The organism is Paenibacillus dendrobii, assembly GCF_009807035.1.
In the GTDB taxonomy this organism is placed as follows: Bacteria; Bacillota; Bacilli; order Paenibacillales; family Paenibacillaceae; genus Paenibacillus_AQ; species Paenibacillus_AQ dendrobii.
The window spans coordinates 270,016-292,036 of record NZ_WUBI01000006.1 but is presented as its reverse complement, the minus strand read 5'-3'; the positions used below and the strand labels follow the sequence as shown (position 1 = coordinate 292,036).

The following is a 22,021-nucleotide window of genomic DNA, read 5'->3' as shown; positions in this document are numbered from 1 at the left end:
AACATTCTCATCCTGACCAACCCCTTATGGCGTATTCGTTGCGTACACTTCTGCCTCGACCACATGATTCCACGAATTCACGCTGCTGCCGTTCGACCAAAACCGGACATATCTGGCATGCACCGGTGCAAAGGAAATCTCCTTGCCTGCCGCGGTTTCGGCATATTCCGCATCCATTCCTGCCCCGAGACCCGCACTGTTATTGGTGTCATTATTAAACACGGTGGTCACGCCGCTTGAAAAATCCGGTGAGTCAGACAGCTGCAAGATCACATCCCTGTACGTTCTGCCGTCAAAATAATGCCATAGCTTGATCCGGCTCAGCTCATAAGAGGCACCCAAATCCATCGTCATCCACTGCAGCCCCGCATCCAGTCCCGCATATTGCTCCTTGTTGCCGGATTGCCCATCCGTGACGCGTTCCGGGTTGTTGATGAAGCTGCCGGACGTGACCGTTTTGCCTAGCGCCACATTCGTTGGCGAGGGTACGCTGCTCTGGTGCTCATATGCCCCGCGGTCCGGATTGCCTACATAGATCGGGTTGCCCCAGAAATCTTTGCCTCCGTTATCGGCCACCGCCATCCCGCTGTTGATGGCCGGAGACGTACTTTGCAGCTGGTAACCGGCCAGCGTGTTTCGACCGTTGCCGCCCGTTCCGGGATTTACGAATTGCGGATCGGACGTGATTTTATTCGGATCACTAGGCGTCGTCGCGTAATTGCCATAAAACACGTTGTTGCTGTAGGTATACCCGGAGCCCCATCCGCCCGTTGAGGTCGTACCCTGATTATAGAAAATATTATTTTTCAAAGTGGCCGTACCGCTGTTCGTATTAAATACCTTGGCCGAAATGCCGCTTTGCGTGTAAAACACGTTATTGTAGATGCTCGCATTAATCGGATTCGTCGCCGTAATTAAGAAATTACGGTCATTCTGGCTGATGTTGTACCGGTAAACCGCATCGCGCGAATACTCCGTACCATAGCTGATGAACAGCATGCTGCCGCCTTCATTATCGTGGCTGTAATTGTACTGGAAGATCGTCCGGTTGGTTCTCGCATCCGCATCCCAAGCCATCCCGTCGCGGGTCGACTTTCCGTTCATGGCTTCGTTGTATTGGAATACAGCGTCATCTGCGGAATAAGCCCATAGCCCCGCGTTATAGCTGACGTTGTAGTTGCGCTTATTGAAGCCGTCGATGGTGTTATACTCGATCAGCGGCGACTGCAGTCCCTGTGCCACCAGACCGTCCCCTCCGATATTCGTAAAATAGTTGTTTCTCACCACAACATTTGTGCTGCCTGTCCACGGTCCGGAGCCTCCCGTCTCTCCCTGGCGGTTCGACCAGGAGGTCCAGGTGAGCGTAATGCCCTCCCGGTCCAGATCCCGGATGGTGTTGTTCTCGATCCGGATGTCGTTGAACTTGGTAACCGTCGTGCTCCCCGTAATAGAGAAGAACATCCCTCCGGTATCCTTGGCGGTATTGTTGTTGGCGTGGGCGATGTTCGGCCACACATCATGGATGAGCAGATTTCTGAAGTACAGGTGATTGAGCGTGCCATAGTCGCTTGCGTGGACATAGATGCCGCGCCGGGTAAAAGAATCGGTATAATTCGCGGAAATGTCCAGATTGTTGATTTCCCAGTACTCCTGATTATCCAGGCGCAGCGTTTGGTTGGCGGTCTGGCTTCCGATCAAAGCGGGCTTGCTGCCCGTACCGTACATATCGATCGTGATCGGATTGCCGCTGGCTCCCGACCCCTTCGGCCACAGTTCCCCGCTCCATACGCCCCCTGCCTTGAATAAAATCCGGTCACCCGGCTGGAATGTGGTGCTGTTCACTTTGGCTACCGTTTTCCATGCGGCCGACTCGCTGAGTCCGCTATTGGCATCATTCCCGCCAACGGAATCCACGAAGTAAGCTTTGTTATTTGCGAATACCAGGGATGACCTGTCCGGTACGCTCACAGCCAGAAACAAGACAACCAACACCCAAATCAACAGTTTTGCCAGCCTTCTTCTCCTCATCACCATTCCTCCTCATATTTGTGAAAGTGCGTCCGCAGACGTTTTCAATATGCAAAAAGCGCCCCTTGTCTGAAATGGAATAGGTTCTTGTCATGAACATTTCCAACTCGTCCCAAAAGGCGCTTCGTGCAGCAGACTAACGTGTTTTCTCAGTTATGATTTATCATTGCGGTTTACTCGATGCCCTGTTCCTTTGCTTTCGCATTGACTTCATCGATCATCTTATCGAGGCCCTTGGCCTTGTAATTGTTCAATGTGTTCTCCCAAGCCTTATCGATCGGATCTTTGCTAAGCATCATATTCAGCAGGTCATCATGATCGAGAACGCTGAATTTATCCTTGGTCGGCGTTGACATGTAGGTCAGGCGGATATCGTAATCCGGCACCTTGGAGTTTTTGATGCTCCAGTCGATATAGTCGACTGCCTCCTGGCGGATCGTCTTGTTCGCGATCGTCGGATTGTTCATGTCGTAAGCGTTCGACGTGTTATACGTCACGAGGTTCATCAGGAAGCCTTTTGCCGGATACTTCTCGTTTAGGGACACGTCCCCGATAGGCACCTTCTTGTCGCCCTCCACCTTGTAATCCACGTCCTTGACGCCATATGTCAGCCGGTCGTTGCCTTCAGGCGACAGAATGTAGTCGTACAGGCGCAAAATACGGTCAAGCTTCTTGTCGTCGATTTTGGCGTTGAAATAACTCTCGGACCAATACGTTTTGAATACAGGATGATAACGCTCGCCGTCCGGTCCCGTAAGCGGCTTCAGCACCTTTACGCTTTGCGTGAAATCCGCGTTCGGATACGCCGTTTTCCAGCGCTTCTCGTAGATGTTCTGATCGATGCCCAGGAAACCACCGCCGGCCAGCAGCGCCGCGGATTTGCCCGATACGAATTTGTCGTATGCCGTATCCGGCTTCGTCAAAGCGATGTCCGGGTCCACAAGCTTGTGTTCAAACATATCCCGCATGTTTTGCAGCGCGGGCAGTGCCTTACTCGAGAACACGGCCGGCACGAATTTGCCGTCTTCCTTGATCCACTTGAAATCGCTGCCGCTGCCGTCGCTGGTTGCCGCCGAATTGCCGTACAGCCAGAAGAAGCCGCCGATCATTTTGGTTGTAGATGAGGTCAGACCCGTAATATGTTTGCCTTCCGGATCCTTGTCCACAATCGCCTGCAGCATCGCCTTGAACTCATCCCAAGTCTCAGGCTCCTTGGTTATTCCGGCTTTTTGCGCCAGATCCCAGCGGTACATGACCACGCGGTCAAGCACGCTCCAGTCCACGGTCGGGAACATCCGTCTAGGAATGTTGTAATACTTGCCGTCTTCGCTGAGTCCCTTGATATCCGGCGTTTCGAAATATTCCGCCAGGCTTGGGTACTTGCTCATATCCTCAGGCAGCGCTTTGACAATCCCCTGATTCACCCAGTTGCGGTAATACTGCGTGCCGATGGCGTCGGTCGCGAAAATGTCCGGAAGCTGGCCCGAAGCGGCCCACATCTGGAACTTCTGCACGTAGTCGTCCCAGGTGACGTTAACCGGCTTGATGGTGATGTTGAACTTTTTCATCAGATCTTGAAATATCGGGTCTTTATCCCACTTCTCGGCTACTTGGTCGATGTCCCAAAACGCCACCGAGATGTCCAGATGCTCCTTGAACGGATCATCATCCGATGCCGCGGTGCTGCTCTGTCCATCCGGCGCGGTGCCGGTATTGCCTTCACTTGCATTGTCTTTGCTGCCGCAGCCTGCGAATAGCGTCGCAATCATAGCGAGCGTCATCAGCAGCATGCTGAACTTACGCGTTTTTTTCAATTCAAACCCTCCTCTTTATATTCGGATGAAGCGGTGACTGTATGTGTTGGTGCTTTATTCTTTAATGGAGCCGACCAGAATGCCTTTGGCAAAATGCTTTTGCAGGAACGGATACACGAGCATGATCGGAATGCAGGATACGATGATGGTCGCCATCTGTAGGCTTGGCGTGTAGACCTTGGTCGTCGCCTTTTGCTCCGCAAGCGTCATGGCCATGCTGTTCAGCGAGGAATTGGACGTAATCAGCACTTCGCGCAGATAAATCTGCAGCGGCGCCTTCGCAGAGTCGCTGATGAAGATCAGCGCATGCCACCACTCATTCCATCTCTCCACAGCGTAGAATAAAGCGAAAGTTGCCATAAAGGGAGCCGAGATCGGAATGATGATCCGGAGCAGGATTGTGATATCATTCGCCCCGTCCAGCTTGGCCGATTCCTCCAGCCCCTCGGGAATGGTATTGAAATAGTTCTTCATGATGATCAGATACAGCGTATTAATGCCTGCCGGAACGATCATGACAAGGATGTTATTGACCAGCCCCAGGTTCTTCACGATCAGGTAAAAGGGAATCAATCCGCCGTTGAAGAACATCGTAATCAGGATCAGGGTCAGCAGCAGATTGCGGCCCGGCATTCCTTTTTTCGATAAGGCATAGGCTCCCGCGACGGAGATCACCATGCTGAAGGCCACGCCCACAACCGTCACCAGCATCGACACGCCAAATGCGTTCCAGAACTTGCCGTCGCCGAATATAAGCTTATAGGCCGAGAAATCAAAGGACAGCGGCAGCCAGTACAGATTCGACTTGCTAATGACATCGAAGCGGGCGAAAGAAATGATAAGCACGTTATAAAAAGGATAAAAGGTAATGATCGCCAGAATGCCGAGGATGATATATACCGCCACATCGTAGGCACTGATTTTCTTTTTCTGAGTCAAGGCTTGCTCCATCTGAAAAAAGTCCCCCTTTGCGCGTTTAATATAATCCCTGCTCGCCCATCTTCTTCACGGTCATATTCGCCAGAACCAACAGCACGAGACTGATCGCCGATTTGATTAATCCTACCGCCGTCATATAACCGAAGTCTGCGCCAACCGTAAAGGTGGTGCGGTACACATAGGTGTCAATGGTATCCGCGACGGAATACACGGGAGAACTGTACAGGTTGAAAATTTGCTCGAAGCTTGAACCCAGACTGAGCAGGTTACCGATCGTCAGGATAAAGAGAATCGCCACCGTACTCTTGATGCCCGGCCACGCGATGTACCGCAGGCGCTGCAAACGGCTAGCTCCATCCATTTCGGCCGCTTCGTACAGCTCGGGATTGATCCCGGTGAGCGCAGCCATATAAATGATGGAGTCCCAGCCGATTTCCTTCCATACGTGGCTGAGATAGATCATGGGTCTGAACCCTTGCACGCTGACGAGCGGTGATGAAGCATCGAAGCCGAGCATCGTCATCAGCTGAATGTAGACCCCGTCGTTGCTGAAAATATTGGTCAGAATCCCCGCCAGAACGACCCAAGAGATAAAATGCGGGAAGGTAAACAGTGTCTGAAAAAACTTCCTTGCCTTCGTGCGCGAGAACTCGTTCATCACCATCGCCAGAATGATCGGAAGCGGAAAATGGATGACCAGCTTGGACAAGCTGATGATAACCGTGTTCTTGAATGCGCTCCAAAACTCCGGATCGTGGGAAATCTCACGGAAATGTTGGAACCCGACCCACGGACTTCCGAGAATTCCTTTGCTGAAATCGAAGGTCTTGAAGGAGAGCGTGATCCCATACATGGGCAGATAACTGAAAAGGATATACCAGACGATGACCGGCAGGACCATCAGATAGTGGTATTTGTACTGCCGCATCGTATTCCACAATCCGCTTTTCGAAGAACGGCCGCCTGCCTTGTTATTGCGTTTCATCCCGATTCGCCGCCTTTCGTTAATGATAGATTTAGCCATTTGCCGCCGGTGCAGGAATTCCATGTATGTATGCGTTTGCAAATTGTTTATCTTCGTCCAGCTTCCCCGGCAGCTTGCTGTATGTCCATTATATTCAGCCGCAGAATCGGCGCATATAGACATAATTCCGCAAACATGTGGACTCCGCTTCCGAGTCATTAGCATGTCCGCAGCCTGATCTGAGTTTTGTATATATTTATCGTAAAAATCTCTATAGCGTCTACCTTTTCCTTCTGTTTACCAAATAATGAAAGTCATGTATCCTTGCGATAGAGAACTGAATACGCTTTCCTTTTTGACGCAGCATGTCAAGTATCTATAAATTCAAGGGGGAAGATCATGTATAAAGCAGTCGTTGTGGATGATGAAAAATGGATCGTGGAAGGCATTAAATCGGGTGTTCATTGGAACAGTTTCGGATTCGAGGTCATCGCAGACGCGGAGAACGGCCAAGAAGCGCTGGAGCTTGTGAAGGCCCTTCGCCCGGATGTCGTGCTGACGGATATCAAGATGCCTGTCCTTGGCGGATTGGAGCTGATCAAGAAAGGAAAGGAAGCCTCGCCGGATACGCTCTTCGTCGTGCTGAGCGCGCATGCCGAGTTTGCATATGCCCAGAAGGCGCTGAACTACGGTACCTTCGGATATTGCCTCAAGCCTTTCGAGATCGAAGAGATCGACAGCATGCTCGCCAGACTGGCGGAAGTGCTAAACACACGCAAAAGGGAAAGCTTCCCTGCGCATATTCCCGATCTCTACGAAGCGATCTGCTCCGGGGATATGGATCAGGTAAAGCGGGTGCTGCAGCAGACGGGTACAAGCATCGACAACGCCCGCCAGATCCTGCCGATCGTCGTACAGAGCAGCAAGGCCGCCGGGCTTCAGCAGCCTAGTCAGCATCTCAGCTTCCAGATGAGTCCGCGCCGCTTCGGTTACCTTGTGCATGAGCATGCGGCTGAAGCACTTCTGGAGGACCTCAGCCGGGCACATCAGGGTTCCATGTACAGCATCGGAGCGGGCTTCCTGCTGTCCGATCTCGCAGAGCTGAACGCTTCGCTGGAGGCAGCCTCCCTCGCCTCTTACGGCTCTTTCACAACAGGCCAGCCGGGAATGTTCAACCCGCCGCCGCAGACCAATCCTTATATAGAAGAAACGCTCAAAATGATCTCCGATGCTCTCGGCCGCAAAGACCGGGTACAGTTCATGTCCTGCATGAAAACGGCCAAAACCCATTTTAGCGAAGGCAAATTCAGCATGAAAGATGCCTATCTGATCTTTACGGCGATCATCTATCATTTTTTCAGAACCGGTGCGCAGGGCAGCGGGAGAATGTTCGAAGGCTACGAGGAGCTTTCCTACCATTTCGGGCATGCCGGTGCCATGATCGATTATCTGGTGGAGCATACGCTCAGCGACCTGGACAACCCATCCTACGCCATTCGTTCGGACATCTCCCACAAAACGATCCGGGAAATATTGAGGTATATCCATGACCATTTTACGGATGACCTGTCCATTCAGGGCCTGTCGGAGAAGTTCTTCCTAAGCCCGAATTATTTATGCCACCTATTCAAAAAGGAAGTCGGCGAGAACTTCATCGAATACGTATCCAACCAGCGGATCCAGTACGCTTGCAAGCTGCTGGCTGAAACGAATGACCCGATCAAGCAGATCGGCGATAAGTGCGGATTCAACGATTATTTCTACTTCACCCGGATCTTCAAGCGCATCACGAACATGACGCCCACCCAATACCGGGAGAGGCAAAACCTATGAGGTTCTTCAAAAGGCTCTCCATCCGCTATCAGTTCATCGTCATCGGGCTGATTATTACCGCCATCATTCCCGTCGTTATTTTGGGCGTGTACCGGCAGTCCAGCCGGTTTATCATTGAGCAGAACACCCAGTACAACGAAGAGCTGATCTCCATGATGAAGCAGCGGATTTCATCGAACTACGCCAATATATCGGAATTGATGATTAACCTGGGGTATGACGCCACGGTACAAAACCTGCTCTCCGAAAACGACAACCTCAGAATCTATGAGTTGTCCAAAAAGGTCCAAAGCCTGATGAGCGTCATCAAAAGCACCTACCCGGACATTATCGATATCACCATTGTCAGCAACGATCACAAGCTCGTCTCGATGAAGGGCCTGATCCGTCAGGCCGAACAGGTCGGCAGCGGAATCGGCAGCGACGGAACCGTTCATTATGCGGGGTTTGTACCAGGCGACATGATTAATGAAAGAGATCATTTTCTGTTCGGCATGAACATCTTCTCTTCCGGGAACCGGATCGCCTATGGCGAAAAGGCCGGATACATGGTGCTTGCGCTGGACGTGCAGGACACCAACAAGGAATTCGGGAAGTTTCCGAGGCTTGCCGGCACCAGCTTCTACCTGTTCGATTCCCGCGAACTCGTGTATTCCAACAATACCGAGCCTGCCGAAGACCTGATGGACGCAATCCGAAGCTCCGTGCTAAGCAGCGGACAAGCCTTCCCCCCAAGCGAGACGAAGAAAAGCAGTAAGTACATCATTCAAGCCTATGCGCTCCCGGAAATTCAGGGCAAGATCGTGACCGTGACGCCCATCAGCATTCTGATGAAGGGCCTTGACCGGCTAAAGCTGACCAGCTATGCCCTATCGGCAGTGACGCTTCTATTCATCTTTTTCCTGTACAGCATCCTGAAAATGAATGTCCTGAAGCCGCTGTCTTTGCTAATGTCCTTTATGAAAAAGCTGAAAACCCAGAATCTTGACGTTCTGCATTCCCGCGTTCATCTGGAGGGCTATGCGGAGATTGAAGTCATTTCGAATGAATTCAATACCATGCTTGAGCGAATTTACGGACTGACCCATCAGCTGATCGATGCAAACACGGAGCTCTACGAATCCGAGCTGGAGAAGCAGCGCATCGAATTTGCCTTTCTGCAAAGCCAGATCAACCCGCATTTTCTCAGCAATACCTTGGACACGATCAAGGGCATCGCGATCGTGGAGGGCAGCAAGGGAACGTATGAAATGGCCGGAGCTCTCAGCCGGATGCTTCGCTACAGCATCAAGGGCGGAGATGAGGTCGCGTTGGGAGAAGAGCTGCAAATCGTAAGCAGCTACATGAAAATCCATCAGCTCCGTTTCTCCGGCAGAATCCGCTATGAGCAGCGCTGCCCGGAAGAGCTGCTGCAGCTGACCGTTCCCAAAATGATCCTGCAGCCGATCGTGGAGAATGCCATGAACCATGGGCTGGAGTCCATCGGCAAGGGAGGCGTGATCGAGGTCGAAGCCGCGCAAAATGAAACCGGAGATCTCATGATTACGATCTCGGATAACGGAACCGGCATCGAGCCGGAACGTCTGCTCGAATTGAATCAGATTCTGGAGGCCAAGGATGCTCTTCTGAGCGAGCATATCGGCATCCGCAATGTCCACAATCGGATACGTTTGAAATACGGGGAGCCTTATGGCGTTACCCTGGCAAGCGAACCGGGGAAAGGGACGAAGGTCCGCCTGCTTCTGCCTGCGGTTCCGGCTCAAGCCCGCGACACATTGCTCCGCACGGCAGCGACGATGGAAAGGGATTCCAATCCGCCGGATTCATGATGAAGACGCCAATACATGCAAAAAGCCCGCGGCATCGCGGGCTTTTTGCATGTATTCCTATTTTTCGGCAAACAACTTTCGCAAATAGTCATTCTGGAATATGCCGCCCGGGTCCAGCTGCTTGCGGACATCCTGAAAAGCGCTCCACTGTGGATATAGACCGGATAGCTCCGCTGCCGTCCGCGTATGCATCTTGCCCCAATGAGGGCGACCTTCATGGCGCCGGAATATCTCCTCAATATCGCGGAAGTACACTTGATGCTCCATTCCTTTGTACATATGGACGGCAATATAGGCGGAATCGCGACCGTATGCCGGGCTGAGCCAGATATCGTCACCTTTGACGTAACGGCATTCCACGGGAAAATGAACGGCATGACTCTGCGCAGTCACGCGAGCACGAATCTCGCTGACGACCTCCTCCATTTTCTCCGCAGGCACGCTGTACTCCATTTCGTTGAAGCGTACCAGTCGCTGAGTGGTAAACAGCTGATGGCTGTAAGCCACATCCTTCCCCGTAGGGACGAAACGCGCGGACAGGCGGCTGACGGGCTTGCATAATCCCGGGAACACGCGGCAGCCTTCGGACAACATGCCGAAAAAGGCATTTTCCATCACCATCTGATTCATTTGATTCCAAAACCGTCCTCCAGACGGCTTCTCATCCGTTTCATCCAGTCGTTTCACCTGCACGACATCCGTATGCGGAAACCAGAAAAATTCAAAATGATCGTGGTTGTCCCTGAATTCGGGTAAGCGCTTGAAGCAATCGTCAATGGAGAAGCGTTCGCTTTGATAATGAAGAACGGTCAGGGGGACCACGCGGATTCGGACCTTGACGATAATGCCCAGCATCCCCAAGGACACCTGCAATGCCTTGAAAATATCGCGGTTCTGCTCCTCGCTGCAGGTCAGCAGCTCACCCGACGCCGTGACTACCTGTACTTCCAGCAGCTGGGTCGACAAGGAGCCAAACCGTATTCCCGTACCATGGGTTCCGGTTCCGATAGCCCCCCCAATGGACTGCGTGTCGATATCCCCGAGATTCTCCTGCGCCCAGCCCTGCTGATAGAGCGCCTCGCTTAAATCCCTCAGTCTCGTACCGGCCCAGATCCAGACGCTCTGCGTAGCTTCATCCACATGCTCGACGCCCGCCAGATGATCCAGCGACAGCAGCACATCTCCGGTCTGCACCAGCGGCGTAAAGGAGTGTCCCGCTCCAATAACACGGATTCCCTTGCCCTCTTTGACGCATGACTGTACCAGGGAAACCACTTCATCGACTCTGGAAGGATATACTCTATGCCTTGGCGTGCTGTGGACGATTCCGGACCAATTTTTCCAGACTTTCTGATTTTCATTTAAAGAAAGCATTGCCCGTCCCCCCGGTACGTTGAGATTTGTTCAATAATTTTGCCTTCCGAAACGCCGTATAAATGGTTGAAACGCTCGCATAGTTCTCCTGCCTTCGCATGCCGGAAAAAGATGGGGTCTCCGAGCGCAAGCCGCTCATCCCCTTTGTACAATACCGGTGTCTGCACTTCTCCTGCACCTTCGAGGGACATGAGAGCTGCGCCTTCCGGCAAGTATGGCTTCGGCAGTTTGTCTTTGCCGGCTGCGCCGGAGGCAACATACCCGCCGCCGAGGCAGGTAAACAGATGCGCTTCGGGCTGACGCACGATTTCCACGGCATATCCCGCCGCAGGCTGGTAACGGAAGTTCTTGTAGTTATCAAACAATCCCGGCGAAAAAAACCCGGAACCGACCGTCACCTCTGTGACTGCATGTTCCGTCGTTGTCGTATGCAGACTGCCCGTACCGCCGCCATTTACGAACCGGAGCGGAGCTCCGAGTGCATCCTCAATCATGGCGACCAGATCCGCCCTTTTCCCGGCGATTTGCTTGGCCGAACGCTGCTTGAGCTTTCGAACCAAAGCATTCTTGGCGGCCATGCCCGGATAATGATCCCCTACCCCGGCGATCTGTGCTTCATATCCCATCACGCCGTCCATGGTGACTCCGCCAGAAGACAAAATCTTGTCCACAACAGGCTTCGCATCCGCAACTGTACGGATCGGTGAACGCCATACCCCAAAATGAAGTCCCGGAACATCCATTGACATATCCATGTCGAGACAGACCGGAAACCGGACACCATGGAGTTCGGCGATTCGTTCGATATGCTCAATATGCCGGATGGAATCGACCATGAGCGTGATGGACTTGCCTTGGCGAATCAGTTCAGCCAGACCGGACAGCGCCGCCGGCTCCCATACCGGGTAACCCATGACAATATCGTCCAAACCCTGTTTCACCAGATATACGGCCTCCTGCGGTGAAAAACACATCAGCCCGCAAAAAAGCGGACTTTTGCGAAGAATTCTTTTCAACAAGAGCGCGCTTCGGACCGATTTGGTCGCGATCCGAATGTTCTTAGTTCCGGCCCTGGCCATAATCCGTCCGATATTCTCATCCAGTAAGTCCAGATCCACAAATCCGAACGGTTTGGAAGTCCCTTCGAACATCTTTTTATAGTAGGAATAATTTCGCTGCATCTTCTCCCCCCCCATGATAAAGATGAGTTATCCGAATGAAGTAAGCGCTATCATTAGTATATGCAAAAAGACTACTCTGTTGCGGATTCCATCATTGAAGTTGTCGGCAGCTATGCTTTTGCAGGGTAATGGCGGTGGTAAATCACAATATAGGGATGAGGTATACAGGTTAAAAGGAAACATCGGGGTCTGAGCGTGATGACATGGAGAACGGCGATGCCGGAGTAAATTATCCTTATTTTAGCGGAAAATATTTCAGAGGGCAATTGCTTATTTCACTGTGAATCCTTTCCCGAAGAAGCATAATCCCCTTCCCCCTTTTACAAGTCATTTTTTGGTGAAATGTGTAGAAAAATGATTGACATACCACTTACTTCCTTAATAAGATGAATAGGTTCACTTACTGCAAACAACACGGACAAGACTTCATGGCGTGCAGCAATTAAATACGAAGGGTTGCGTCGGATTATGAAGAAACGGGTATTATTGATTTTCATGGCACTCATCTTATTGATGCCAGCTACAATTTTTGCAGCCTCCGACAACATTCTGTCGAAGGATTTCTCCTACTCCTATCCGCCCACGGATATGACTGTAGGTGAAGGTGTCACCATTCAATTCAAAAAGCTCTCCTCCGGGGTATCCTTTAACGATCTAAAGGCGGTCTCTTCGGATACCTCGGTCGTGACGCTTGCCTTGAACGGGACAACGGGTCTGCTCACGCTGAAAGCCGTTGGCGAAGGAACCGCCAAGATTACCTTCGGCGCGAACGGATATGCGGATGATGTGTCATACATTGACGTCATCTCAGATGATGCCTATGACGACGAAGAGGTGCTGCCGGCTGAAATACTGGATTTGCAGGATTACGCCGACATGCTGCAGCCGATCGAAGTGTACGAGACCAATGCGCTTACAGCCTATCAAAAAAATATGGTTGTAACAGCGTCCAACCGGAAGACAGTGTACAGTACGCTCACCAACGTGGTCATTCCCAACTACAAAAAAGTCGTCAACATGGTCTCCAAAGTGAAAGCCCCAAATGCGGAGCTGCAGAGCATTCACGCATTGATGGTTAAAGGCTCGCAGCTGCAGCTGGAAGGTTTCACCCTCATGCAGCAGGCTATTTACAAAAAACAAAGCCTGACGGCAGCCAACAAAAAGCTCGAGGCCGGCCGTACGTATATCAATCAATATACGACGAAGCTTAACGCCTACGTGAACAAATACAACCAATAGTTGCAACTGGACATAAAAGGACAATCCCCGTTTTAGCGGGATTGTCCTTTTTACATTTCTGCTCCAAACGCCGTCCTCGGAATTCACGTTAAGCCCCCCCGCCGAATAGGCTAATGCAACTACCATGAACGTAAGGGAGCGAATGTAATGCCTCTTTATCAGCCGCCAGCGAACGTGCGCACGTTGACGTATACGGCCCCCGGCACCGTTATCCATTATCCGCAGGTGAGCGGGCTTGCAAACCGCCAAGCGGAGGAACGGATCAATCGCGCGATCATTTCGCAGATCCAGGATATGCAGCGCACGCAGCAGCAGATTCAAACGGGGACGAATCCCAGCACCACCGGAAATTACGAGATCAAAACCAATGAACGCGGCATCCTCAGCCTGATGCTCAGCAACTATACGTATTCCACGCCTATGGCCCACGGTTATACGGTCGCTAAGGGATTAACCTTTAACACATCTACGGGTGCTACTTATGCGCTGTCCGATTTGTTCAAACCAGGTTCGAACTACCAAGCCGTCCTGACCGCGGAGATCAACGCGCAGATCAAGAAGCGCAATCTTCCTGTGCTTGAGGGCAGCACGGTTACGGTGCAACCGAACCAGGATTTTTATTTGGCCGATAAAGCACTGGTCATCTTCTATCCGCTGTACGCGATTACGCCTTACTATGTCGGTTTCCCGATGTTTCCGATTTCGGTGTACGACCTGCAAAATATCGCAACCGAGGAAGGGCCCCTCACGGTACTGGCGGCGGATATTGCCTAAACTTGAGGGCCAGTATTATATATGCGGCCAAAAAAGCTGCTCCCAGCGTCAAGTGGCGATGGAGCAGCTTTCAGCTTTTTCTGCGGCAGTTTACTAAGATCTAACCGTTAAAATCACTTCACGCCATTATATACAAAGGCCTTAATGATATGGCGCTGCGACAGGAAAAATGCGACCAGGATCGGTGCCACGAGAATCACGTTGCCTGCCATCAGGATATTCCACGTCCCTACGCCCTCTACCTCGCGGATCTTCGCGATCCCGATCGGCAGCGTTCGGGCGACCTCGTTCGTGGTCATCACCAGCGGCCAGAAATAATCGTTCCAGTGGGCGATGAAACTGAACAGGGCGAACGTGACGAGCACCGGCTTCACCATGGGCACCATGATCCGGACGATGATTTTCCATTCTGCCGCCTGATCCAGCCTTGCCGCTTCCAGCAGTTCGTCCGAGATCTGCCGGAACGCCTGCCGCAGCAGGAAGATGCCGAAGGCGCTTGATGCGAATGGAAGAATGAGTCCCAAATGGGTATTCAGCAGCTTAAAGGCGCTCAGTTCTAGGTAGACCGGAAGGAATATTAGTTGATTGGGAATCATGAGCGTGACCATGACGACACCGAATAAAAAGCCCGATCCGATAAACTTATATCTTGCAAACGCATAAGAGGCCGGGATGATCGTCAGCATTTGCAGGATTAGAATGCTCACGGAAATTATGACGCTGTTCGTCAAGTAATGCAGGAACGGCCCTGTCTGCCAAGCGTCGATGTAATTGCTCCAGACCGGGTGATGCGGAATCCATTCCGGCGGAAAAATCATCGTCTCCGGCAGCGTCTTCAGCGATGTGGAGAGCATCCAGACAAAAGGCATCGCGAAGATCAATATCAGCAGCAGCAGTCCCGCCGTGTTCAGCAGGCGCAGAATAAATGAAACCATTTTTCGTAAAAGAGCTTGCTTCGTCCGGATGCCGCCCAGCGGTCTGCCGGGAGCGGTCCCGATATCGATGGCTTTCAAGAGCTTTCCCCCTTTCTAACGGTAATGAACCCGGTTCGACAGCAATTTGAAATAGATGATGGTCAGGATACCCACGATGAACAGCAGAATGACGCCTGCCGCGGAAGCATAACCAATCTTAAAGAACCGGAAGCCGTATTCGTAAATGTAGTAGACCAGCGTATTCGTGGAATTGACTGGACCGCCCTGGGTCATGATGGCAATGGTCTCGAACACCTGAAACGAGCCGATCATGTTGATGATGACCAGGAAAAAGATCGTCGGCGACAGCATCGGCATAATCAGCTTGGTGAATGTCGTCCAGGGTCTGGAACGGTCCAGCGATGCCGCTTCATAAATATCGGCGGGAATGCTCTGTAGTCCGGCGATGAACACGAGCGTGTTGTAGCCGATGCCTTTCCAGACGGCAACGATGACGAGGGAGATCAGCGACGTGCTCGGATGGGACAGCCACTGCAGCTTCGCAAATCCGAAGAGTCCGATCACCCAGTTCAGCAGTCCGTATTCCGGGTCCATCAACCAACTCCAGAGCAGCGAAATGGATACGAGCGAAATAATATGCGGACTGAAAATGGCACCTTGCACGATGCCGTAAAAGAAATTCCCGCGGTTAAGCCACAGCGCCAGAAGCAGGGACAACCCCGTCGTTAGCGTTACGGTCAAGAGCGTGTACAGGGTGGTATTGGAGAGCACCTGCCGGAATTCCGGCTCGCTCAGCAGGTCCACGAAATTCTGAATGCCGACGAAGGCTTTGGTGGGACTGACGAAATTCCAATCGAACATGCTCAAATAAATCATGTAAAAGATCGGATAAATAAAAAACAACGAAAAAATGATAATGGCCGGCGCGACCATGCTATAGGGGCGGAGCTTATGCCAAACCGTCATATCAGAACGCCTCCAGCCGCCAAATGCCTCGCATGGATTCCGGCCCCGTACAGCCTTTCCCCATCCGTTCCGAAATAAAAGAGTTCATTATACGGAATCGTAATGTTCACGTGATCCGCGGACTCCAAGGGCTTCAGGAAGGTTTTGACGAAAAACACCCCCGCCTGCGAGCGGATCTGATAGATATTCTCCGCTCCCAGACTCTCGCGGGTCAGAATTTCGCCCTTCAACTCAAGTCCTTCCACCTGCTGCGCCGGGTTCATCAGCCCCTGCTCGGGACGGAAGCCCACATATCCGACGGGACGGTCGGAGCGGATATCCAGACCCTGCACCTCCTGCATGTTCATGATGTTCATCGCCGGCGTGCCGATAAACTGAGCCGTAAATAGATTCGCCGGATCCTGGTAAAGCTTCATAGGGGAATCCGCCTGCTGGATTGCTCCCATGTTCATCACCACAATTTCATCTCCCATCGACATCGCCTCCACCTGGTCATGTGTGACATAGACGAAGGTGGTTCCAAGCCGCTTATGGAGCTGGATCAGCTCCGTTCTCATTTGGTTGCGCAGCTTGGCGTCGAGATTGGACAAGGGCTCATCAAGAATGAATACCTTCGGCTGTTTGACCATGGCCCGCGCCAGCGCGACCCGTTGACGTTGCCCGCCGGACAAGCTCTGCGGTTTTTTGTCCAAATAAGGAGCGAGGCCGACGATCTCCGATATATCCTTGACCAGCTTTCCGCGTTCGCTTTTGGAAACACCTCTGTTTTTCAGGCCGAATTCGATATTCCCGCGGACGGTCATCGTAGGATAGAGCGCATAATTCTGAAATACCATCGCGACGTCCCGAAGTCCTGGCGGCGTATCATTCACGCACACGTCATCAATCCATATTTCGCCGCTGCTCTGTTTCTCAAGGCCGGCTACCATGCGCAGCGTGGTCGATTTGCCGCAGCCTGACGGCCCGACGAGAACCGTGAAGGAACCGTCTTTAATCTCCAGGTTCAAATCCTCTATTACGGTCTCATCCTTGAACTTCTTGCTGATGCTTTTCAGCAGGATCTGTGCCATCCGTCATTCCCTCCTTCAATATGCAGCTTCGTATGGCGTATAATAGCTGCTCCAGTTCATCTAGTGCCGTCAGACGCAGATCCCAGGTTGCCTGATCATAGCTGGCATAAGGGGATATCAAGCATGTCCGCCCTCCGATCCGCCTCACCGGATGCAGATCATTCCACGGGTTATCCCCGATCGATAATATTTCATGCGCTCCATATCCCTGTTTCAGCAGGGAAGCCACATATAGCTCCAGCCCTTCCGGCTTCCCCGCTCCACAGTGCACTTCGTCAAAAACATGCCGCATGTTCATGTACTCCAGAAATTCGATGCCGGATTGCTGCGGCGTATTGGTCATGAGCACTTTTTTCTCCACCCCGAGCTCTTCGACGGCTTGCATTAATCCCGGATGAATCTCGAAGCGGTAAGGATCGCGAAGCATTTCCCGGCGCACTTGATCAAAAGCATCGGTCAGCTTCCTTTCCGGCAGCTTATACCGATGGCTGAGCATGGCCACGATGCCCCAGGGATCGCCGATATGAAGCAGCTCTGCCCCTTCGATGGAGCCGAAGTCGTATCGTCCTCCCACGGCCGGGATGGGGACGGAAGTTCCGTCCCACACATACCCCTGTGCCATGCCCTCTTCCTCCCTGATTAGCATCACGCCGTCTTGAAGGTGATAGAAATGCCCGAACCCGAAGCCCGTGTCTCCGCTGCGGATCACCTTGGCTGTCTGCACCGCCGCTTCCGTATCCGGCTCATGTTCCGTTCCCTTCAACAGATGGCGGATATAACGCTCCATGAAGGAGTCTTCCTGATACAAGGTGCCATCCATATCGAAAATGATGACTTTTATGTCCTTTAGCCAGCGTTCATCTGTCATCTTATGCATATCCTTTCTATTTTCCGAGCAGTTTATTGGCCTTCTCCGCCGCCTGATTCAGTGCATCCTGAGGCGAAGTCTTCGGATCGATGATCGCCTTTTGAATGGCATCGGTCAGAATGTTCGCCACTTCCGGATAAGCGTTCTCCATCGGACGCGGTCTGGCATATTCCAGTTGGTCCACCGCGACTTTAAACTGCGGATTCTGGGCAAAATGCTCCTTCAGTTCGTCGCTTTCAACTGCCGATGTGCGGGTTGGCAGATAACCAACATGCTTATGCTGATAGATCGTGTTCTCCTTGGAGGTCATCCATTTGATGAATTCCCAGGCCGCTTCCTTCTCTTCAGGCTTGCTCTTGGACGTCATGACCAGCTGGCAGCCGCCCGTTGGAACGCCGTAATCCTTGTTCGCGGGCATGAATGCCGTTTGCAGTTCAAATCCGTTGCCCTTGGCAATTTCCAGACTTTTCGAAACTCCTGCCGTTGAACCGAATTTGAAAGCGGACATTTGATTCGCCCAATCCTTGTCGGCGGTCGCTCCCGCTTCATCGCCGACAGGCATTTTGATCAGCCCTTCGCCGGAGAGCTTTTTCCAAAACTCCACGGGCGCTACGCCTGCCGCTTCGTTGAATGCCTCCTTCTTGCCGTCTTCGCTCAGCATTTGGCCTCCGCTTTGGGCCACCAGCGCTTCGTAATACCAGATATCGACCGGAAGCGTCATGCCGACCTTGCCTTTTTCCTTCAGCACGCGCGAGTACTCTTCCAGCTCATCCCAGGTCTTGGGACCGGCAGGGTCGAGGCCCGCATTTTGAAGCATGGTTACGTTTTTATACATAATCGGAGTGCTGCGCATAAAAGGAAGCCCGTACAGCTTACCGTCCACATAAGCGTTACCCATCAGACCGGGAATGAAGTCATCCAGCTGCAGCTGCTCCTTGTCCTTCTCCGCATATGGCGTCAGCTCTTCAAGCATGCCCGAGTGGGCAAAAACGCCGGTTGATGCAATCTCCAGATCCGTCACGGCCGGGGCGTTGCCTGCGGCGAAAGCAGCCTGAACTTTCGCATGAAGATCATCATATCCTCCCTGATGCTCCGCTACGACTTCGTATTTGTCTTGGGATTCGTTGAACGTTTTGACCATGTGCTGTTTCGCTTCTTCGATCTTGTCCCCGTAAGCGTACCAATACTTGATGACGATCTTCTTCGAGGACGAAGCCGCCTCGGCTTTCCCCTCGCCGGCGCTATCGGCGCCCCCGCCTGAACCGCATCCTGCCAGTGTCGTCACCATCAAAGCCGCAAGCGTAAGAGCCGTGAACTTTTTCTTCAACATATCCATTCCTCCACCCTATATTTTTTGTACGGTTCCCGGTTTGAAGCAGCAAAAAAAGAAACCTGAATGCCGCCGCGAACGAATGCGTTCGCGGCAGATCAGGTTTCTCCAAGGCTCCAACCGTTGTATTTACTTGTATACTACGAATCTTAAAGGACAACTGTTAAATCTGTTCCGGTCAAAGATCAAATCTAGATTAATTTATGCTCCGCCTTCCCCCACAACGCCGGCCTGGAAGAAGAGATTGCCGTGGCGCCATGGTTCAAGCACTCCTCCGCATGGGACTCTTCGTACAGCAATCCGCCTGTAATGATCGGGACCGACGTGAAGGATTTCACCCTGCAGATCATGTCCGGAATCCGGGCAGGCATCAGTTCAATAATATCCGGTTCGGTCTGCGACAGGCTCTTCGCGATATTGTCCAGCCCTTCGCTGTCCACGAGAAAGAACCGCTGAACGGTGAGCAATCCCATTTTATTGGCATTCTTCACGACATTGGTTTTGGTTGAAATGACTCCGGATGGCTTAATGCTCTTCGCCAAATAATCGAGACCGTAGTGATCGGTACTGAGACCCCCGATTTTCTCCAGATGCAAAAAGACCGGCAGCCCGTGTTCCTTGAACACGTCGACGTATCCCTTCACCACCCCGATATGCCCCATCAGCAAAAAGATGCCGCTCAATTGATTCCTCAGCTTCAGAGCAAGCTCGATATGCCGCGGATCTTTAATCGAGGCGATGCGCTTATGCTTGGCAAGACCTTCGTAAAACGCTTTGCGAGTCTGGGCGTAGCCCATCTGTGTCCAGCCTCCCTTGCGTATATAATTTCTATCCATGACCGGGATTTGCGGCCCGTCCTAATCAGGAACAGCTTGTCCCCATCATAGCGGCAGAGTGTTTTCCTACCGTTAATTATGTAGGCAGATTATGTAAATAAGACTTGCCAAGCTCAACACTTCCTCGGTCTCCCGGTTTAAAAAGAAAACCCCAGGGAGCGTTTCCCCGGGGTTTGTCATTTCTGGTAATTTGCTGTTACCGTTTCACTTCTTCGCGCCACTGATGCTTCGGCTGCCAGCCGAGGAGACGTTTGGCCTTCTCGTTGCTAAACAGCGATTCATGGCCTTCAAGAGCTTTCCGGAAATCGGTCACGCCGGGGTAACATTCCGTCATAAGCTCGCGGCTTGGAATGTCCATGCTCGAATCATCGGATGCCAGGTTGAGGGCCACTGCCCCCAAACCGTCCACCTCGATGGCCAGCCTGCAAGCTTCGGCGGCATCGCGGGTATCGATATAGCTCCACAGAATCCGCTCGCGTTCCTGCGGCTTATGGATGAACGCCGGAAAGCGTTCGTACCACTCCGGAGGAATGACATTGCCGAGGCGCAGCGACACCACCTGAATACCCGTACGGCGGTTGAACATTTCGGCAGTCTGCTCGTTAACGATCTTGGATAAACCATAGCTGTCCTGCGGCAACTGCGGATGTTCTTCATCGATCGGCACATACTGCGGCGAAAATGGATTCACCGCGAATACGATGCCGTACGATGATTCGCTGGACGCGATGACCGCCTTCCGAATGCCCAGACCCGACGCGGCTTCCAGCACATTGTACGTCGACATGACGTTGTTGCGGAACGTCACTTCCGGCGTACGGATATGCGCCGCCGGTATTGCGGCCAGATGTACGACCGCATCCGCTCCGGCCAAGGCGCCGTACGTCTCGCCCAAGTCTTCCAAATCGGCAATCAGTGTCGGGCAGAGCTCTTCGTCCGGCCGCCGCGAGTCCACGTTCAATACTTCGTATCCCTGCTCGACGAAATGCTTCACCACCCAGCGTCCGAGCATGCCGCTTCCGCCTGTGATCACTACCTTTGCCATCGAAAATGCCTCCTCGCTGATCAAGAGTGGTTATATTCTATTTCAAAATCTCCTCGATGCGATCGATCACTTCAGCATTCAATTCCACATCGGAAGCTTTGGCATTCTCCGTTACCTGCTCCGGACGGCTTGCGCCTACCAATGCACTGGCAACGTTGCTGTTGCGTAGAATCCAAGCCAAAGCCAGATTCCCTACGGAAATACCCAGTTCAGTTGCAATGCCCTCCAATTGCTTCACTTGGTTGATTTTTTCTTCGGTAATGCCTTTGCGCATCCACTCGAGCTTGGCCGCGCGGCTGTCCTGCGGAATATCCGAAGCGGACGTGTATTTGCCAGTCAGGAGCCCTTGAGCAAGCGGCGAGAATACCACTTGTCCGATGCCGGAACGCTCGCTGAGCGGCATGATTTCTTTTTCGATATAACGCTGGAACATATTGTATTGCGGTTGATTGACCACGATGCGGTCCAGCAGGTAACGGTCGGCCACGCCAACGGCCTCTGCGATTTGCGAAGCCTGCCATTCGCTTACGCCCACATACAGCACTTTGCCTTGGCGGACCAAATCGTCGAGCGCGCGCAGGGTTTCATCCAGCGGCGTTTCCGGATCATGACGGTGGCAATAGAAGATATCTACGTAGTCATGCTGCAGACGCTTCAAGCTGGCATGAGCCTGCTCCATGATATGCTTGCGGGAGAGACCGCGGTCATTAGGGCCTTCGCCCATGGGCCAGAATGCTTTGGTTGCCAGCACGTAGGATTCGCGCGGATACGCTTTCAGAGTTTCGCCTACCAGCACCTCTGCCGCGCCTTTTTCATATACGTTCGCTGTATCAAAGAAATTAATACCCAAATCATATGCTGTTTTAATCGAATTCACTGCATTTTCGCGTTCTACGTAACCGCCATATGTAAGCCAGCTTCCCAAGCTGATTTCGCTGACCTTAAGGCCGCTTCCGCCTAATCTCCGGTATTTCATTTTCCCATTCCTCCTTGAGG

The 22,021-nt window shown here is 52.3% G+C and carries 18 protein-coding genes; 4 read left to right on the top strand and 14 right to left on the bottom strand.

Annotated features, from left to right (window positions below; genetic code table 11):
* Positions 1-24: 24 nt before the first annotated feature.
* The 4 genes from GRF59_RS27110 to GRF59_RS27095 form a co-directional block, all read right to left on the bottom strand.
* Positions 25-2,028: a right-handed parallel beta-helix repeat-containing protein gene (locus GRF59_RS27110; protein WP_160500835.1), complete on the bottom strand. Its 2,004-nt coding sequence runs from the start codon at positions 2,026-2,028 to the stop codon at positions 25-27.
* A gap of 173 nt (positions 2,029-2,201) precedes the next feature.
* Positions 2,202-3,842, bottom strand: coding sequence for an extracellular solute-binding protein (locus tag GRF59_RS27105; RefSeq protein WP_160500834.1), 1,641 nt, complete (start codon positions 3,840-3,842; stop codon positions 2,202-2,204).
* Positions 3,843-3,896: 54 nt separating this feature from the next.
* The gene (locus GRF59_RS27100) at positions 3,897-4,793 is read right to left on the bottom strand and encodes a carbohydrate ABC transporter permease (RefSeq protein WP_160500833.1); all 897 of its coding nucleotides are present in this window, start codon (positions 4,791-4,793) and stop codon (positions 3,897-3,899) included.
* 25 nt (positions 4,794-4,818) lie between these two features.
* Positions 4,819-5,805 (bottom strand): ABC transporter permease, encoded by a 987-nt coding sequence (locus tag GRF59_RS27095; protein WP_237392081.1) that lies wholly within the window; start codon positions 5,803-5,805, stop codon positions 4,819-4,821.
* Positions 5,806-6,144: 339 nt separating this feature from the next.
* On the opposite strand from GRF59_RS27095, the gene GRF59_RS27090 reads away from it, so the two are divergent.
* Entirely contained in the window at positions 6,145-7,578 is a 1,434-nt protein-coding gene (locus GRF59_RS27090; RefSeq protein WP_160500831.1) for a response regulator transcription factor, read from the top strand.
* The gene (locus GRF59_RS27085; RefSeq protein ID WP_160500830.1) at positions 7,575-9,407 is read left to right on the top strand and encodes a cache domain-containing sensor histidine kinase; all 1,833 of its coding nucleotides are present in this window, start codon (positions 7,575-7,577) and stop codon (positions 9,405-9,407) included. Before GRF59_RS27090 ends, GRF59_RS27085 begins: the two co-directional genes overlap by 4 nt.
* A 57-nt stretch (positions 9,408-9,464) precedes the next feature.
* Here GRF59_RS27085 and GRF59_RS27080 read toward each other — a convergent pair whose 3' ends face one another.
* Positions 9,465-10,781 carry a D-arabinono-1,4-lactone oxidase gene (locus tag GRF59_RS27080; RefSeq protein ID WP_160500829.1) on the bottom strand — a complete coding sequence of 439 codons (1,317 nt, stop codon included), beginning with the start codon at positions 10,779-10,781 and terminating at the stop codon, positions 9,465-9,467.
* The gene (locus tag GRF59_RS27075; protein WP_160500828.1) at positions 10,769-11,962 is read right to left on the bottom strand and encodes an amino acid deaminase/aldolase; all 1,194 of its coding nucleotides are present in this window, start codon (positions 11,960-11,962) and stop codon (positions 10,769-10,771) included. The genes GRF59_RS27080 and GRF59_RS27075 overlap by 13 nt, the downstream gene beginning before the upstream one ends.
* 513 nt (positions 11,963-12,475) lie before the next feature.
* Here GRF59_RS27075 and GRF59_RS27070 point away from each other — a divergent pair.
* Together GRF59_RS27070 and GRF59_RS27065 are read left to right on the top strand one after the other, a co-directional pair.
* Positions 12,476-13,201, top strand: a complete 726-nt coding sequence (locus GRF59_RS27070; RefSeq protein WP_160500827.1) for a hypothetical protein — start codon at positions 12,476-12,478, stop codon at positions 13,199-13,201.
* A 147-nt stretch (positions 13,202-13,348) separates the two neighbouring features.
* Positions 13,349-13,975 (top strand): DUF3298 and DUF4163 domain-containing protein, encoded by a 627-nt coding sequence (locus GRF59_RS27065; RefSeq protein WP_160500826.1) that lies wholly within the window; start codon positions 13,349-13,351, stop codon positions 13,973-13,975.
* Positions 13,976-14,088: 113 nt separating this feature from the next.
* Here GRF59_RS27065 and GRF59_RS27060 read toward each other — a convergent pair whose 3' ends face one another.
* The 8 genes from GRF59_RS27060 to GRF59_RS27025 all read right to left on the bottom strand — a co-directional run bounded on the left by GRF59_RS27060 (position 14,089) and on the right by GRF59_RS27025 (position 22,001).
* Entirely contained in the window at positions 14,089-14,910 is an 822-nt protein-coding gene (locus tag GRF59_RS27060) for a carbohydrate ABC transporter permease (RefSeq protein WP_160500889.1), read from the bottom strand.
* Between the two features lie 93 nt (positions 14,911-15,003).
* Entirely contained in the window at positions 15,004-15,876 is an 873-nt protein-coding gene (locus tag GRF59_RS27055) for a carbohydrate ABC transporter permease (RefSeq protein WP_160500825.1), read from the bottom strand.
* Positions 15,873-16,946, bottom strand: a complete 1,074-nt coding sequence (locus tag GRF59_RS27050; RefSeq protein ID WP_160500824.1) for an ABC transporter ATP-binding protein — start codon at positions 16,944-16,946, stop codon at positions 15,873-15,875. The genes GRF59_RS27055 and GRF59_RS27050 overlap by 4 nt, the downstream gene beginning before the upstream one ends.
* On the bottom strand, positions 16,900-17,823 hold the full coding sequence (locus GRF59_RS27045; RefSeq protein WP_160500823.1) for an HAD family hydrolase: 924 nt from the start codon (positions 17,821-17,823) through the stop codon (positions 16,900-16,902). The genes GRF59_RS27050 and GRF59_RS27045 overlap by 47 nt, the downstream gene beginning before the upstream one ends.
* A 7-nt stretch (positions 17,824-17,830) precedes the next feature.
* Entirely contained in the window at positions 17,831-19,144 is a 1,314-nt protein-coding gene (locus tag GRF59_RS27040; protein ID WP_237392080.1) for an ABC transporter substrate-binding protein, read from the bottom strand.
* A 191-nt stretch (positions 19,145-19,335) separates the two neighbouring features.
* Positions 19,336-19,941, bottom strand: coding sequence for a glycerol-3-phosphate responsive antiterminator (locus tag GRF59_RS27035; RefSeq protein WP_237392079.1), 606 nt, complete (start codon positions 19,939-19,941; stop codon positions 19,336-19,338).
* 235 nt (positions 19,942-20,176) lie between these two features.
* Positions 20,177-21,025, bottom strand: a complete 849-nt coding sequence (locus GRF59_RS27030; protein ID WP_160500820.1) for an NAD-dependent epimerase/dehydratase family protein — start codon at positions 21,023-21,025, stop codon at positions 20,177-20,179.
* 37 nt (positions 21,026-21,062) lie between these two features.
* A complete protein-coding gene (locus GRF59_RS27025; RefSeq protein WP_160500819.1) occupies positions 21,063-22,001 on the bottom strand; it encodes an aldo/keto reductase family protein in 939 nt (312 codons plus the stop codon).
* Positions 22,002-22,021 lie beyond the last annotated feature (20 nt).

Coding starts and splice junctions, on each gene's coding strand:
- GRF59_RS27030 (WP_160500820.1), bottom strand. CDS start 21,025: ATGGCAAAGGTAGTGATCACAGGCGGAAGCGGCATGCTCGGACGCTGG.
- GRF59_RS27025 (WP_160500819.1), bottom strand. CDS start 22,001: ATGAAATACCGGAGATTAGGCGGAAGCGGCCTTAAGGTCAGCGAAATC.
- GRF59_RS27100 (WP_160500833.1), bottom strand. CDS start 4,793: ATGGAGCAAGCCTTGACTCAGAAAAAGAAAATCAGTGCCTACGATGTG.
- GRF59_RS27050 (WP_160500824.1), bottom strand. CDS start 16,946: ATGGCACAGATCCTGCTGAAAAGCATCAGCAAGAAGTTCAAGGATGAG.
- GRF59_RS27110 (WP_160500835.1), bottom strand. CDS start 2,028: ATGAGGAGAAGAAGGCTGGCAAAACTGTTGATTTGGGTGTTGGTTGTC.
- GRF59_RS27055 (WP_160500825.1), bottom strand. CDS start 15,876: ATGACGGTTTGGCATAAGCTCCGCCCCTATAGCATGGTCGCGCCGGCC.
- GRF59_RS27095 (WP_237392081.1), bottom strand. CDS start 5,805: ATGGCTAAATCTATCATTAACGAAAGGCGGCGAATCGGGATGAAACGC.
- GRF59_RS27075 (WP_160500828.1), bottom strand. CDS start 11,962: ATGCAGCGAAATTATTCCTACTATAAAAAGATGTTCGAAGGGACTTCC.
- GRF59_RS27065 (WP_160500826.1), top strand. CDS start 13,349: ATGCCTCTTTATCAGCCGCCAGCGAACGTGCGCACGTTGACGTATACG.
- GRF59_RS27090 (WP_160500831.1), top strand. CDS start 6,145: ATGTATAAAGCAGTCGTTGTGGATGATGAAAAATGGATCGTGGAAGGC.
- GRF59_RS27045 (WP_160500823.1), bottom strand. CDS start 17,823: ATGCATAAGATGACAGATGAACGCTGGCTAAAGGACATAAAAGTCATC.
- GRF59_RS27035 (WP_237392079.1), bottom strand. CDS start 19,941: ATGGGCTACGCCCAGACTCGCAAAGCGTTTTACGAAGGTCTTGCCAAG.
- GRF59_RS27080 (WP_160500829.1), bottom strand. CDS start 10,781: ATGCTTTCTTTAAATGAAAATCAGAAAGTCTGGAAAAATTGGTCCGGA.
- GRF59_RS27085 (WP_160500830.1), top strand. CDS start 7,575: ATGAGGTTCTTCAAAAGGCTCTCCATCCGCTATCAGTTCATCGTCATC.
- GRF59_RS27060 (WP_160500889.1), bottom strand. CDS start 14,910: ATGGTTTCATTTATTCTGCGCCTGCTGAACACGGCGGGACTGCTGCTG.
- GRF59_RS27070 (WP_160500827.1), top strand. CDS start 12,476: ATGCCAGCTACAATTTTTGCAGCCTCCGACAACATTCTGTCGAAGGAT.
- GRF59_RS27040 (WP_237392080.1), bottom strand. CDS start 19,144: ATGTTGAAGAAAAAGTTCACGGCTCTTACGCTTGCGGCTTTGATGGTG.